Origin of the sequence: Cellvibrio sp. BR (assembly GCF_000263355.1) — a bacterium.
Taxonomy (GTDB): Bacteria; Pseudomonadota; Gammaproteobacteria; order Pseudomonadales; family Cellvibrionaceae; genus Cellvibrio.
This window is the reverse complement of record NZ_JH668202.1, coordinates 296,973-311,820: the sequence shown is the minus strand read 5'-3', so window position 1 is coordinate 311,820 and position 14,848 is coordinate 296,973. Positions and strand designations below refer to the sequence as shown.

Here is a 14,848-nt window from a genome sequence, read left to right as displayed (position 1 = left end):
CCAACAAAAAAGCCGATGTTTTTGCATCGGCTTTTTTGTTTATTTACGCTGGCACTTTTTATAGTGCACTGATTTTTTGGATTTGTTCGCGCAATTTTTCCACCGCAATTTTATGTTCTGCAACACGGTTGCGCTCATTCGCAACCACGTCAGCGGGTGCTTTTGCTACAAATGCCTCATTGTTCAGTTTGATTTCAGTTCGTTCTATATCCTGAATCAACTTGGTGCTTTCTTTGGTGAGGCGAGCGATTTCAGCATCTTTATCAATCAGTCCTGCCATGGGCACCAGTATTTCCATTTGCCCTACCAATGTAGTGGCAGACATGGGTTCGGCATCACCCGCATTTAGCCAGGTAACGCTTTCCAGTGATGCCAGTTTTTTGAGGAACTGCTGGTTGTTCTGCAGGCGCTGTTGATCTTCATTGGTGCCATTTTTAAACAGCACAGGCAAATCTTTTGCGGGGGAAATATTCATTTCGCCGCGAATATTGCGCACACCTAAAATCACGGCTTGCAGCCACTCAACATCATTCAGTGCCTGTTGATTGATTTTGCTGTCATCGGCTTGGGGGTAGGGGGCATGCATAATGAAATCGCCCGTAACACCAGCAAGCGGTTTTATTTTTTGCCAAATTTCTTCGGTGATAAATGGCATAAGCGGATGCGCTAAGCGCAGAATGGTTTCGAGCACACGAATCAAGGTGCGGCGTGTGCCTTTTTTCTGCTCCGCAGAAGCATCCGCGTTCCAGATTACCGGTTTGGATAATTCGAGATACCAATCGCAGTATTCATTCCAGATAAATTCATAAATGGCCTGTGCGGCCAAATCCAGGCGATAGTTATCCAGATGTTCCGCAACGGATTTTTCTGCCAATTGTAATTTGCTAATAATCCAGCGATCGGCAACTGATAATTCGAAATCAGTTGCGCCATCTTGCCCGCAATCTTGTTCATCGCAGTGCATTAGTACATAGCGGGTGGCATTCCAGATTTTGTTGCAGAAGTTGCGATAGCCTTCTACACGACCCATATCAAATTTAATATCGCGGCCGGTTGATGCAAGTGAGCAGAAGGTAAAGCGCAACGCATCAGTGCCGTAAGCTTGAATACCCTCCGGAAATTCTTTACGGGTTTGTTTTTCGATTTTGGCGGCATCTTTGGGGTTCATCAAGCCAGTAGTGCGTTTTTGCACCAGGGTTTCCAAGTCAATGCCATCAATAATGTCGAGTGGATCGAGCACGTTGCCCTTGGACTTGGACATTTTTTGGCCTTGGCCATCGCGCACTAAACCGTGCACATAAACGGTTTTGAACGGAATTTGCGGCGTGCCGTCTTCATGTTTCACCAAATGCATGGTGAGCATAATCATGCGCGCAACCCAGAAGAAAATAATATCGAAACCGGTCACCAACAAATCAGTCGGATGGAATTTTTTCAAAAATTCCGTTTGCTCTGGCCAGCCGAGTGTTGAGAAAGTCCATAAGCCTGAACTGAACCAGGTATCCAATACATCTTCGTCCTGATTCAGTGTTACATCAGCACCAAGATTATATTTGCTACGTACTTCAGCTTCATTGCGACCAACGTAAACTTTGCCGCTTGCGTCATACCATGCTGGGATACGGTGGCCCCACCACAATTGCCGACTGATACACCAATCCTGAATATCGCGCATCCAGGAGAAGTACATATTTTCGTATTGTTTTGGTACAAACTGGATGCGACCATCTTCAACGGCTGCGATTGCAGGTTCTGCCAATGGCTTGGTGCTCACGTACCATTGGTCAGTCAGCCAAGGCTCGATCACCACGCCAGAGCGATCACCGCGTGGTACTTTCAAACCGTGATCGTCAATTTTTTCCAACAATTCAGCTGCTTCAAATGCAGCGACAACTTGTTTGCGCGCTTCATAGCGATCAAGCCCGGCGTATTGGGCGGGCAGGGTGCCGTTGAGTTGGGTGTTGAGCGTGCCATCTAAATTAAAAATTTGTGCAGTCGCTAAAACGGCAGCATTTTTATCGAGCACATTGATTAACGGCAAGTTGTGGCGTTTGCCCACCTCATAGTCATTAAAATCGTGTGCGGGAGTAATTTTTACGCAGCCGGTACCAAATTCGCGGTCAACGTAATCATCGGCAACGATTGGAATCAAACGATTAACTAATGGCAGCAGGACAAATTTACCGATCAGCGATTTATAGCGCTCATCTTCAGGGTGAACCGCAACAGCGCTGTCGCCCAACATGGTTTCAGGGCGAGTGGTAGCGACGACTAAATAGTTTTTACCATCCGCCGTGGTTGCACCATCGGCTAGCGGATAACGCAGATTCCACAACGAACCTTTTTCATCGTGGTTTTCCACTTCCAGATCAGAAATAGCGGTGTGCAGTTTAGGGTCCCAATTGACCAAGCGTTTGCCGCGATAAATTAGGCCGTCTTCAAACAAGCGCACAAAGGCTTCCTGTACTGCCGTCGATAGTCCATCATCCATAGTAAAGCGCTCGCGGCTCCAATCCACTGATGAACCCAAACGGCGAATTTGACGGGTGATAGTGCCGCCCGATTGTTCTTTCCACTCCCAGACTTTTTCCAGAAATTTTTCGCGTCCCAAATCGTGACGGCTTACACCTTGTGCAGCCAGTTGACGCTCAACCACCATTTGGGTGGCAATACCGGCGTGGTCAGTACCCACTTGCCACAGGGTGTCATCGCCCTTCATGCGGCGATAGCGAATCAATGCATCCATCACTGCGTTATTAAAACCATGGCCCATATGCAAGCTACCGGTCACATTTGGCGGTGGGATCATAATGCAGTAGGGGTTGCCTTCGCCGGCTGGTTTGAAACAGCCTTTCTCTTCCCAGGTTTGATACCACTGGCGTTCAATAGCATGGGGTTCGTAGGTCTTTTCCATAGCGATATTGGCTCTCTCGGTCTGTCGCTAACACGTTTATGTCAACGAAAATGGCTAAAAATTTGGCTGCGATTATAGCCTTTTAGCTGCCTGAGTCCCACCAAAACCCGGTTTATTTGGCGGATACCCAGAGCAGTGATGGTGTAATATGGCGCGCACTTTTACAGCTCGATGCGGATAAATTTATGGCAGAAACAATTGTTAATGAAGCAATAGACGCGGTCATTATGTGGGTCGATGGCGCTGATCCAATCCACGCTGAAAAGCTGAATAATTACCTGGCGTCCGTTGGTAGTACCAGACCTGCCGCTGCGAGCAAAACGCGCTTTCACAATGCAGGCGAGATAGATTATTGCGTTACATCGTTACTGAAATTTGCCCCTTGGTTGCAGACTATTTATATAGTCACTGACAATCAGCGGCCAGCGCTTATGGATAAAATTAAAGGGAGTATTTTTGAGCATAAGGTAAAGGTTATCGATCACTCAGTAATATTTGCTGGTCATGAGGACTGTTTGCCGAGCTTCAATAGCATGGCGATTAGCAGTTTGCTGTGGCGCATTCCAGGCTTGGCTGAGCAATTTATTTATTTTAATGATGATTTTGTAATTGTCCGCCCTGTGACTCCTGGTGATTTCTTTAAGAATGGTAAGGTAGTTCTTCGTGGGCGCTGGAAAAGATTAAGTGCTTCTATTCCGGGGAATCAGGTCTTCAAAACACTGCGCAATTTGTTGGGCGCGAACCGTAAAAAAAATCGTATTAGTTTTTGGGGGTTACAGCAGCAGTGTGCTGAGCTTATTGGTTTTAAAAAACACTACTTCCGTCTTCCTCATGTACCCCACCCATGGAAAAAATCGAGTTGGGAACAGTTGTTTTTACAATTTCCCGACGCTATGTTGAAAAATATTAAAGCGCATCTGCGCGTGCCGGATCAGTTTGTTCCGGAGGGATTGTGTTCCCATTTTCATTTGAAAAATAGTCTTGCCGAGGTTAAAAGCTCAGCTGCAAATATGCAACTTAAGCCTTCCGATCAATCCCTGTGGCGAATCAAGATGAAGTTACATGGCGCGGAGCGCAACCAAAATATTGTTTTCGCATGTGTGCAAAGCATTGAAACTGCTTCAGAAGAAAAGCAGCAGTTAATTTTTGATTGGCTGGATAGACGGGTGGGAAAACTAGAGGATTTGTTGTTGTAGTTTTAGTGTTTTGGTTGAAAATTTTTTGGTGTGGTAAGGAAGAGCCCGGCCACACCAGACAAGTATCTCGTCTAATTGCTATCCATCACGGATGTTTTAGGTTTTTGCATAAATAAATTGGTGCGGCAGAAATGGTAGCCGTTGTTAATGGCTTACCATTGCGATCCAATATTTTTTCATAGTCAATGCTGCTCGGGATCTTTGTTGTAGTGTTGTCAGATGTCCAAGCCACAACAATTTTTTTGTCGTCAGCATCAAATTCAAGTGCATATATATTATTGGGGGTCGTTAACTTTCTAGTGAAAGTTGCGTTACCAATAAGTTTCAAAAGTTGTACTAGTGCGTGAAATGCCGGGCGAGGAGTGAAATTGTCGCGATCATCAACCAACCCGTAGCCGTGCGCAGAAAGTCTCCACCAAAACACTTGTTCAACGTGTCCAGAGCATAGAGTAATTAAATAATAACGTAGCATGTAATTTGCGTAGTCATCATCATTCTCCCCCGGTTGTTCGCGCCGCCATTTGGGCGTTTCATAGGGGCAGCCAATCGGCGACCAAATTCCAGTATGTTTTACCGGCCAGTTTACTTCCGACACGATTATTTTATCTGCGCAGCGGTCCGACCATTGTGCCAAGGCCTTGAGTAGTGCTGATTTTTCCAGCGTTGAAAATTTATGTCCCTGTGTACTTTCGGGTGCGCCGCGTCTATCAACATAAAGTAAATGTGAAAGTGCTGCCAGTGGTTGACCTTTCGGATGAGTGCCTAGTGCAGCAATAACCGGTAAATATTCAAAATCGATACACGCTGGCCCTACAAGGTGAATGTGTGGAAAACGCTGCTGTAGTTCCAGTGCGGGTTCCATTAATTGTTGATATTCATCACTGCTCCAAATGCCCCATTTCACACGATTACTTGCATGGGTAATTTCAATATGCGCAACCTTATCGCCAACACTTTCAACAATTAGCGTTAAAAATGCTTTCCATGAATCTGGCTGCAATAATGCTTGTCGGTCTTGTAATACCGCGAGCATAACCTCAACACCTTTGCCGTGCAGTTGTTTCACTAAGGCAATGGTGCGGTTCCATTCGATAGTGGTTTCGTGGTGACAAAAGCGAAGTAGCACTGGTGGATTACCCATTTGCTCAAGCAGTGCAAGTTCTGTCTCTATATAGTCAGGGTGCGGATGCAGGGCGATACCAATTCGCCCTTTCATATCAACTGGTACGTTATAGCTTTGTGCTAATAATTTTTGATATCGCTTATATATGCTTGGTGCGGCGCACAAACCTTGCCACATCATGGATAACATATAGCGCCAGTTGCGATAGGCATGTTTTTCTTTTCGGCCGGGCACAATCATGGGCTGCGCGGACTTTTCATCCCATAACCAAATGTCTTGCACGGGTGGATAAATGGGTTTGCTCTTGGGTAGTTTTTTACTTTTCCAATGACGAATAGGGTGTCGCCATTTTCCGCTGCGGCGGTGGTTCCAAAAACGATCCCGTGCTTTTTGTTCCAACTTATCAAAATCAGCAGGGAAATCCTGATGATTGTTATAAATGGTTTTAAATATTTTCAGGTAAGCGCCGGGTAGGGCGATACGGGCTAAATCAAATGCGCGTTGTTGAAGTGTTAGCGGTGTATTTGAATATTTAGCTCTATTCAAATCAATAAACTGTGGCTGAAGCCATGCGTCGCACTCACTGCGAGGCAACAAAATATTCTGATTCCCCATATCACCGTGCATAAACCCAGCATCGTGCATAGCGCGAATAGCGGGTGCTACTACATGGAGTAAATCCATCAATGGTGCGTTATTGCGTTGGTTGTAATAAATATCGGAAAGGGCATCGCGGAAACTAATGCCTGGTTCGAATAAACAAACATAATAACTTTCAAGCAAACGCTTGCCATCCCAGCGCTCAAGCCAAGCAATGGGGGCAGGTGTATTTATTCCATTGCTTTGCAAAAAACGCGCTGCATCATAGGAGCGTTTTGCCTTGGAGCCCTTGCGCCAATCATGCCAGTCCTTAAGCCAGTTTTGGCGTTTGAATACTTTGATAGTGATGTCGATGGGTTGTTTATTAACGAATAGCTGGGTTTTTACAACATAATCCGGGCCATTGGAGAGACGTTGTGTCAGTGGATTATTTAAGAGTGCAGAAATATTGCTGAGCTGTGCAATTACCTCGGGTGACTGAAATGCGGTTGTTAGTTCGCTTTGGTAACTGCCAATAGGTTCTGTCATAAAATTTTATTTTGGTATTGGCTGAAATTATCGGCCTTGAATTTGATAGTGATCGCAAATGGCTTGCCATTGTTCATAGTTACCATTTTCGCGCACATTGGTGTGTTTGAGTGATACTTTTTGCGAGCCAGCAATGGGGGTAGGTTTTTGCCCTGGTTGTTGTGATCGCTGTGTAATAGTGCCGTTTAAATATGACATGGCTTTAAACCAAAGATCATCGGCGCGTGGTGCCAAAGCCAAATAGAGATCTGCACGTGTAACATCGGGGTGTAATACTCCGGGTGGGTAGAGCACTCCGCCATAACCAATAGGCATCATCCAGGGCGAGCTTACACCTGGCTCTATCTGTGTTTTCCATTGATCATAATTTAATAGTGCACCCTGATTGTTATAGGCGATCATTCTGCATTCATGCGCAATAATTCGATCAGGGTAGATTAAGTGATCCTTATAGAGTCGCTGCAGCCAACTGGGGTTGTACATCAGGTCATCATCGCAGGTGACAATAATTTTTTCGGGATACAGCGTCAAACTGTGGACTAATTTGCGATGCGAGCAAGTCATATCCACATAGTGAATTTCAAAAATATCGCTGACAAGCATAGTTAAACTGGATGGAATTTTTGATTCCAAATCCTTGTGCAGCCACAGCAGAATTTTTTCGGCCAGATGGGTCTGGGCTAAAAGACTGCGGATAACGAGATGAAGAGTATCAAGGCGTGAAGGAATTGACGTTAATGAAACAATTACCGGTATTCTAGGCTGTTGTGGGCTGACCAGCTGTTTTTTGGGCAAACGTTTGAGTTTCCACGCTGTCCAGAGTGAACCTGGCAGTTCCTTGAGCTTCATTTTGTGCTGTTCTCCGTTACCGCTGTTTTCACTATGCCGTTCTCCGCCCAAAACCGCCCCGTACGTTTTACCTCATTACGGATCGCATAATTTTTTTTCCAGGTTTCGGGATTGTCGTAAGCGCGTGGGTGATCCAGGTGTAGACAGTTCACGCTGTAACGCACTTGTTTGCCTTTGAGGCCATGGTTGTACAAGCGTTCACCCAGTTCGCGATCCAGTCCGCCGTACTGCATATCTTCATTAAAACCATTGCAGGCTTTTATATCGGCGGTCCACGTGGAGCTGTTCATGCCATTCCAGGTGGCTTTGGTTGGAGTGATGGCATTGAGAATGGCTTTCAGGGTTTTATTTTTTATCAGTTTCCATAGTTTATGACTGCTGGGTTGACCTGCGGTTTTGAGCCAGTCGAGATTAAAAATGACGCCGCTCGCAATGTCTGCTTCGCTAATTTTTTCCGAGACGGGGGTGGTGAGTTTGACGTAGCCACCTGATAAAAAATAACCCGGTTGCGCCAGCGATTCATGCAGGCTGATAAAGTCTGGTTCGGGTATGCAATCGCCATCGGTGAAAATTAAATAATCACATTCGGTTTGTGCTATGGCTTTATTGAGTATTTGGCATTTTTGAAAACCTTTGTCTTCATGCCACACATGCTCGATACGCAATTTGCCACGCGCTTTAAAAAACTCGATAACATCACGCGTAGGTTGCCCTGATCCATCATCGGCAATAATTACCGTGAAATCACTGTGACGTTGGGCTTCATAGCCAAACAGTACATTTTTAAGCCATTTGGGTTGATTGTAGGTGGTTATGACTACGCCAATTTTTTTCGGTTTCATTGGATGTTCCGGTGCTTTGATGTATGCGCCTATTTAACTTTCAGAAAGCGCGACATGTGTTCAATCGTACCTGCTAATACTTCCGGCGGTAATTCCCGATCATCGATCGAGTCATAATTTTGATCAACCGCATCTATTCCACCCAGCGGATTAATCAGGAACAGGTGGCCATCATACAGTATTGCTCTATCTGTCCATGACTCCATTAATAATCCACGATCATTGCCGGGTAAGTTAAACAATGAATAACCTGTTGAGTAGTCAGTGGTTGGATTTGCACAGCCAAAAGCTTCCGTTAGCAGCGTCGGTATCAGGTCTTCATGAGAGCTTAGCGTATTCGTAGCCATGGGTTCGCGCCCTGGCCAGAGTAGCATCAACGGAACCTTGGTTTGCCACAGGCTAAAGTTACTGTTATGGCCCCAGTAGTTCTTGCCCATTTCATTAAATTCCTGACCGTGGTCACTGGTGATAATGACCAAGGTATTGTCCAGGCGTTGTGTTCGTGCAAGTTCTTCCATGATGTTTTGAATCAGGCTATCAACATAATGCGCCGTTGTTTTATACAGATTCAGGAAGGGAACGGGGTCATAATCGTTATTCAGTTCCAGGTAGTTTACTTGCTCAAGCATTGGCTCAATACGATGTGGATAGTTTTCAGGAATAGAAAAACCATGCGGCGCATCAAAAAATAAAAAGCCAAAAAAGGGTTTGTCGGATGGTAGTTGTTGTAAATCCGTGATGAATCGCTGGGTAATATCCAGATCATTCTCCGCACTGGATTTACCATTTCCCTGCTGTAACTGATTGCGTAGCGATGAAAAAATAGTGCGATCAAATTCGGGGAATGTGAGCGTACTACTGCCATAAATAAAATGCTGATAACCATTTTCAGTGGTCAGGTCGAATAATGCGCTGCCTTTTTCTGCTGCCAGAATGGGCTTCCAATAGCTCCCGGAAATGCCGTACATCATACTGAACAGCCCGTAGCGGGTTGCATTGCTCGTGCTGTAATGGTTATCAAATACTTGCGCTTGATTACGCAATTTGAAACTGTTTGGCATTACCTCGGCAGTGAGTTGATCAGCGCGCAGTGAGTCCACCACCAGCATAAGAATATTCAAGGGCTTTTGCGTATTGCACTGCAGAGGGTTGCGTGGATATTGCAATCCGTCTGCGGTGTCGGGCAGATTGTGGCCTTCCGTACTTTGCACAACTTCAAAACCCATTTTTTCCAAGGATGAGCGCATGGTCGTTGTTGGCATCCAGGGGATATATCGGTTTTGTGCCGTAATCTGATTCCAGCCAAACGCATCCGCGCAGCCACTCAGTAATTGCAGCACAATATAACTTGTTAGAAAAAAACCAACATGGTGACGATTGGTAAACTGATGAAACTGTGAAAGTTTACGGCTCAGTAGCAGTAGCAGTGTTTGTCCAAAAATGAGGCCCAATAGTAGTGCACCTACCGATAACCACATGGACCAGGAGAAAGCGATATTTTCCAGCAGTGCACCGCTGAACAGTAAATTCAACACCATTCCGTTTAAATGGAAATGATAAAGGCTAAACACCTTTACATTGGTGATGATAATTAACTGTGCAATGGTAAATAGTGTCATTGCAAATGCAGCATAATATTTTTGCGAACGCAGAACATAAGCGAGCGCGATGGTAAGCAGGACAACTAAAAAAGAAAGCACTGAAAATTGAAGTAGCATACCCAGCACAAGGTAAAGTTGGCTGCTCAGGGAATCGGGCCATTGGCTATGGGTCAGGGTGATGCCGGTCATAACCAGTGCATTCAGTATGGCGAATGCTGCTAGCCAGCGACGGGAGTTTCGATAAGTTGCAGTGCCCTCAGGGTGAGACAAATACATGGTGTGTTCTCTTAATGCAGAATTAATTAGTGCAGAATTAACAAGGCGGTAATTTTTTTTGCAGTGCTAGCCAGACTTGCCCAGCGTTTATTCCCGCCATACATGCGGGGGTATTGCGGCTATTTTCCGGCAGCCATTTACATTGGCGTTTATGGCAAGGCATGCAGTCCAGAGCTTCGCTTAATTGCAGATTGTGTGTGTGGTCGCCGATTAAGCCCACCTTCGTTGGCGATGTTGCCCCGTAGAGTGCGATGGTGGGGGTTTCCAGTGCGCCCGCTAAATGTGAAAACCCCGTATCCAGACCAATTACGCCGGCAGCCTCCACTAACTTTTCTGCGATAGTCGTAATCGACAAGCGTTGAGGTGGGCGTGTGGCTTTTGGACAGGCGTTAATAATTTCATCGGCGATCGCCTGCTCATCGCTGCTACCCCAAATAATTTCCACCGAAAAACCTGCATCAATGGCGATTTGTGTCAGCGCTTGCCATTCACTGGTGGCCCAAAGTTTAGTAACCCAACTGGTGCCGATAATAAAAATCAATTTACGCGGATTCTTTTGAATGTGCGTAAAATTTTGGTTAATGCCAAAGTTTAATTGTAACTCGGGCGTATAACCTAATGCCTTGCCAACCAATTGGCGAGTTCGCTCTACCGCGTGTTGGTTTTTATCGACTACATGAGTTCGTTTATAAAACCAGTGGGTGATGGGCTCGCGCGCCGAATCTTTATCGTAGCCATCAATACCTTTTCCCAGGGCACATTTGGCGATGACTGCACTTTTTAATAAACCCTGTGCGTCGATGACATAGTCGTAATTTTCGCTGCGCAAGGTTTTGCGCCAGGCTTTAAATTCCTGCCAGCTTTGTTTGTCGCGCTGTTTAACCCAGCGGCGTAAATGAATGGGAATAGCCTTGCGTACCTGCGGATGCCATTCCACAATTTCTTTAAAACTGTCTTCCACCACCCAATCAATTTCGGCGTTGGGGAACTGTTTGTTAATGTCGCTGATCGCAGGGAAGGTGTGGAAGATATCGCCCATGGAGGACATTTTGACGAGCAGTATGCGCATGGGCGAATTCTTCATTCAATAATTAAAACCAGGGCGATTTATTGATAGTCTTTGTAGGATTTTTCTTCGATTAATTCCGAACCAAAGGCGAGATTAATATCTTTTTTTACCTTGGCGCGTTTATCGTTGGTGACATAAACAGCGCGGGCGAGTTGGATAAATTTATCACTGAAGTCTTTTGCATATTCACAATCGCGAATATCGTCTTCAATTACCCAGAGTTCCTGATTGATATCTTTCAGTGCTTGTTTGAGCGGTGCCAGTTTGGCTTGGCCAGCTGCATCGAGCAGTTGGTTCACCTTGGCGTTAAGAATGTTCAACTCATGAGTCACATTTTTCAGTTTGGTGGCATCGCCGATGTTCACGGCTTTGATTTCCAGAATGGTGATTTTGTCGATTAGTTCGCCAAGGGAAATAGGGGCTTCAATCAGCATGGTTGCGTTCTCTGAGGGTAATTTTTTGTGGCGGGGATTCTAGCAAATCACGGCGGCTGTGGCGAATGAACAAATCCCTCCCCAGCCCTTCTTTTAATAAGGGAAGGGGTTTAGTTCCTCCTTTCTTTTAAGAAAGGGAGAGGCAGGGAGGGGGATTAGGGCATTCGGGAGGGGCGTTAGTTCTTTTGGTAGTGATACGCGTAATAAACCACCGGAATTACCACCAGGGTCAGCACAGTCGATACCAGTAAACCGAAAATCAGCGATACCGCCAAACCGCCAAAAATCGGGTCATCCACTATAAAGAAGCCGCCCATCATGGCTGCCAGCGCGGTCAGGCCAATGGGCAGGGCGCGTACAGCAGCGGCACTGATGGTCGCGTCCTCCAGCGATTTACCGCTGCGTACCTCTTGCTGGATAAAGTCCACCAGCAGGATTGAGTTGCGCACGATAATCCCGGCCAGCGCAATCATGCCGATCATACTGGGTGCAGTGAATTGTTGGCCGAGCAGGGCGTGGCCGGGCATGATGCCGATAATGGTGAGCGGAATTGGTGCCATGATGATCAGCGGCACTGAGTAACTTTTGAACATGCCCACCACCAGCAAATAAATCATGACCAGACCGACGGAGTAGGCGATGCCCATATCGCGAAAAGTATCCAGCGTCACCTGCAGCTCGCCGTCCCATTTCAGGCTCCAATTGACCGGATTGTCTGGCTGTGAATTTAAAAATTGGTCGATAACTTGCTCATCTACTGGTGTCTCTTCGATGCGTTTATAAATCGCGGCTAAACCGTAGAGTGGGCTGTCGGTTTCACCGGCGACATCGCCCAGTACATAAACCACCGGCAACAAATCTTTGTGGTGAATGGTTTGTTGGCGTTGGCTTTCGATGACCTGAGTGACCTCGCTAAGTGCGATTAAATTGCCGTCGCGCGCACGGATTTTTATTGCCAACACGCGTTCGAGACTGTCTTTCTCACCTGCAGGCAATTCGAGCCGAATGGGCAGGGCAACTTTTGCATTAGCAGTGTGTAGGTAAGAAGCATCTTCACCCGCGAGTGCAGTGTTGATGGCATTGGCGATGCTGGTTTGATCCACACCCAAACGCGCGGCGCGGGCGCGATCCACCGCAATTAACCAACGGGTTTGCGGTGCTTCAATAGTATCGTCCACATCGACAACATCGGGTGTTGCTTCAAATGCGGCACGCACCTGCTTGGCGACATCGAGCTGGCGTTGATAATTCATGCCGTAGACTTCCGCCACCAGTGGCGATAACACGGGCGGGCCTGGCGGGACTTCAACCACTTTAATGTTCGCGTTCATGGTTTTGCCAACATCCGCAATTAATTCGCGCGCAGCGAGGGCAATATCGTGGCTTTTGCGGTGGCGTAAATGTTTGTCCACCAAGTTAACTTGAATCTCACCCATATGTGGCGCGCGGCGCAAATAATTTTGCCGCACCAAACCATTAAAATTAATTGGCGCCGAGGTGCCCGCATACAATTGATAGTCAGTGACTTCGGGAATGGTTTCCAATTTATCGGCGAGTGCTTGTAACACTTTCTGGGTATTTTCCAACGGTGTGCCTTCAGGCATATCCACCACAATCTGGAATTCACTTTTGTTATCAAAGGGCAGCATTTTTAACATCACGGCTTGCACGACCACTAAACCAATCGATGCCGCAATTAATGCGAGAATCCCACCCAGCAACCACAGGCGCGCTTTTTTCCCGGCCTCGCGTTTTAATAGCGGGCTCATAATACGTATAAAAAATGGCAGGAATTTGTTGCCGTGGGGTTCATGTGCATTCGCACTGGTATTAACACTGCCGTGATCAACATGCGCAAATAAACGGCGATATAACCAGGGCGTAAACATAAAGGCGACGGCAAGGGAAATTAGCATGCCGGTCGACGCATTAATCGGAATGGGTAACATGTAAGGGCCCATTAATCCCGTCACAAATGCCATGGGTAGCAGCGCGGCAATCACGGTAAAGGTGGCCAAAATAGTCGGGCCGCCCACTTCATCGACTGCAAGTGGAATGGCTTCATTGAGCGATAATTTCCCCTGGCTCATATGGCGATGAATATTTTCCACCACCACAATCGCGTCATCCACCAAAATACCGATGGAAAAAATTAACGCAAACAGTGATACGCGGTTGAGCGTAAAGCCCCATGCCCATGAGGCAAATAGTGTGATCGCGAGTGTAACTATGACTGCTGCACCTACAACAACAGCCTCGCGTTTTCCCAAGGCAATCAGCACAAGAATAATGACTGAAAGAGTGGCGAAAATTAATTTTTTAATCAGCGTTTGCGCTTTGTCTTCTGCCGTCGCGCCGTAGTTGCGCGTTACATTCACATTGATTGCATCCGGCACACTCACACCGCGTAATTGCTCGACCCGTTCAATGGCTTGCCCGGCTACATCCACAGCATTTTCGCCCGGCTTTTTGGCGATGGATAAGGTAATGGCGGGATAACGACCGCTATTTTTTCCATCTGTGGTGGTCGATGCAGAACCAAAACCATGAGTGACATATTGCGTGGGTTGATCAGCACCTAAACTCACTTGTGCAACATCGCGCAAAAATACGGGAGCGTCTTGGTAAACACCCACCACTAGATCTGCTACTTCTTCTGGCGTTAATAAAAAATCCCCGGCTTGCACCAGCATTTCGCGGTTATCGCTTACCAATGAACCAGCGGCGTGGGATGTGTTAGCGGCGCCGAGCGCATGGCGTAAATCATCCAGCGCTAAACCAAACGCGGCCATACGCTCCGGGTCAAATAATACCCGCACGACTTTATCGGAGCCGCCGAGAATATCGATATCGCGCGTGCCAGGTACACGCTGCAATTGTGTTTGTAATTCGCGTGCAACACTCAATAAATCACTATTGGTAGTTGCATCATTTTGGCTCCATAAGGTCAGTGCGACTATGGGTACATCATCAATCCCTTTGGGTTTAATGAGCGGTTGGCCTACACCGAGATTGCGCGGCAGCCAATCGCTGTTGGCATAAAACGCATTGTATAAACGCACTATTGCATCGGTGCGCGGCTGGCCGACTTCAAAACGTACGGTGAGGCTCGCCATGCCGAGTGAAGAATTGGAATAAATATGTTCGACGCCTTCAATTTCTGAAACGATTTGCTCGGCGGGATTGGTCACCAGCGCTTCCACTTCTTCCGGTGTTGCGCCAGGGAAGGGGATAAACACATTGGCAAAGGTCACATTAATTTGTGGCTCTTCTTCGCGCGGTGTTACCAGTACCGCAAAAATACCGAGTAGCAATCCGGTGAGTGCCAGTAGCGGGGTAATTTCCGTGGTTAAGAATGCGCGTGCGATGCGACCGGAAACGCCGAGCGATTGCTGAGTGCTTTTGGGTTCCATAGC

General features: G+C 46.8%; 9 protein-coding genes. 1 reads left to right on the top strand and 8 read right to left on the bottom strand.

Translation table 11 applies throughout. From position 1 onward, the window contains the following. Positions 1-58: 58 nt before the first annotated feature. Entirely contained in the window at positions 59-2,914 is a 2,856-nt protein-coding gene (locus tag O59_RS11635) for a valine--tRNA ligase (protein ID WP_007642904.1), read from the bottom strand. A 185-nt stretch (positions 2,915-3,099) separates the two neighbouring features. Here O59_RS11635 and O59_RS11630 point away from each other — a divergent pair, with 185 nt between their 5' ends. Continuing rightward, positions 3,100-4,110, top strand: a complete 1,011-nt coding sequence (locus O59_RS11630; RefSeq protein WP_040392483.1) for a Stealth CR1 domain-containing protein — start codon at positions 3,100-3,102, stop codon at positions 4,108-4,110. 85 nt (positions 4,111-4,195) lie between these two features. Here O59_RS11630 and O59_RS11625 read toward each other — a convergent pair whose 3' ends face one another. From O59_RS11625 to O59_RS11595, 7 genes are all read right to left on the bottom strand, one after another. Continuing rightward, positions 4,196-6,361 (bottom strand): lipopolysaccharide kinase InaA family protein, encoded by a 2,166-nt coding sequence (locus O59_RS11625; RefSeq protein ID WP_007642900.1) that lies wholly within the window; start codon positions 6,359-6,361, stop codon positions 4,196-4,198. Between the two features lie 27 nt (positions 6,362-6,388). Continuing rightward, positions 6,389-7,210 carry a hypothetical protein gene (locus tag O59_RS11620; RefSeq protein WP_007642899.1) on the bottom strand — a complete coding sequence of 274 codons (822 nt, stop codon included), beginning with the start codon at positions 7,208-7,210 and terminating at the stop codon, positions 6,389-6,391. Beyond that, positions 7,207-8,052 carry a glycosyltransferase family 2 protein gene (locus O59_RS11615; RefSeq protein WP_007642895.1) on the bottom strand — a complete coding sequence of 282 codons (846 nt, stop codon included), beginning with the start codon at positions 8,050-8,052 and terminating at the stop codon, positions 7,207-7,209. The genes O59_RS11620 and O59_RS11615 overlap by 4 nt, the downstream gene beginning before the upstream one ends. Before the next feature lie 29 nt (positions 8,053-8,081). Continuing rightward, positions 8,082-9,929, bottom strand: a complete 1,848-nt coding sequence (locus tag O59_RS11610) for a sulfatase-like hydrolase/transferase (RefSeq protein WP_007642894.1) — start codon at positions 9,927-9,929, stop codon at positions 8,082-8,084. A gap of 37 nt (positions 9,930-9,966) precedes the next feature. After that, complete coding sequence (waaC, locus tag O59_RS11605; RefSeq protein ID WP_040392272.1) at positions 9,967-10,998, bottom strand: lipopolysaccharide heptosyltransferase I; 1,032 nt, start codon at positions 10,996-10,998, stop codon at positions 9,967-9,969. 38 nt (positions 10,999-11,036) lie between these two features. Further along, complete coding sequence (locus tag O59_RS11600) at positions 11,037-11,432, bottom strand: DUF6165 family protein (protein ID WP_007642892.1); 396 nt, start codon at positions 11,430-11,432, stop codon at positions 11,037-11,039. A 176-nt stretch (positions 11,433-11,608) separates the two neighbouring features. Beyond that, a complete protein-coding gene (locus O59_RS11595; protein WP_007642891.1) occupies positions 11,609-14,845 on the bottom strand; it encodes an efflux RND transporter permease subunit in 3,237 nt (1,078 codons plus the stop codon). Positions 14,846-14,848 lie beyond the last annotated feature (3 nt).

Bases quoted from the DNA above. Each gene is read 5' to 3' on its own strand.
- O59_RS11635 (WP_007642904.1), bottom strand. From the start codon at position 2,914: ATGGAAAAGACCTACGAACCCCATGCTATTGAACGCCAGTGGTATCAA.
- O59_RS11630 (WP_040392483.1), top strand. From the start codon at position 3,100: ATGGCAGAAACAATTGTTAATGAAGCAATAGACGCGGTCATTATGTGG.
- O59_RS11625 (WP_007642900.1), bottom strand. From the start codon at position 6,361: ATGACAGAACCTATTGGCAGTTACCAAAGCGAACTAACAACCGCATTT.
- O59_RS11620 (WP_007642899.1), bottom strand. From the start codon at position 7,210: ATGAAGCTCAAGGAACTGCCAGGTTCACTCTGGACAGCGTGGAAACTC.
- O59_RS11615 (WP_007642895.1), bottom strand. From the start codon at position 8,052: ATGAAACCGAAAAAAATTGGCGTAGTCATAACCACCTACAATCAACCC.
- O59_RS11610 (WP_007642894.1), bottom strand. From the start codon at position 9,929: ATGTATTTGTCTCACCCTGAGGGCACTGCAACTTATCGAAACTCCCGT.
- waaC (WP_040392272.1), bottom strand. From the start codon at position 10,998: ATGCGCATACTGCTCGTCAAAATGTCCTCCATGGGCGATATCTTCCAC.
- O59_RS11600 (WP_007642892.1), bottom strand. From the start codon at position 11,432: ATGCTGATTGAAGCCCCTATTTCCCTTGGCGAACTAATCGACAAAATC.
- O59_RS11595 (WP_007642891.1), bottom strand. From the start codon at position 14,845: ATGGAACCCAAAAGCACTCAGCAATCGCTCGGCGTTTCCGGTCGCATC.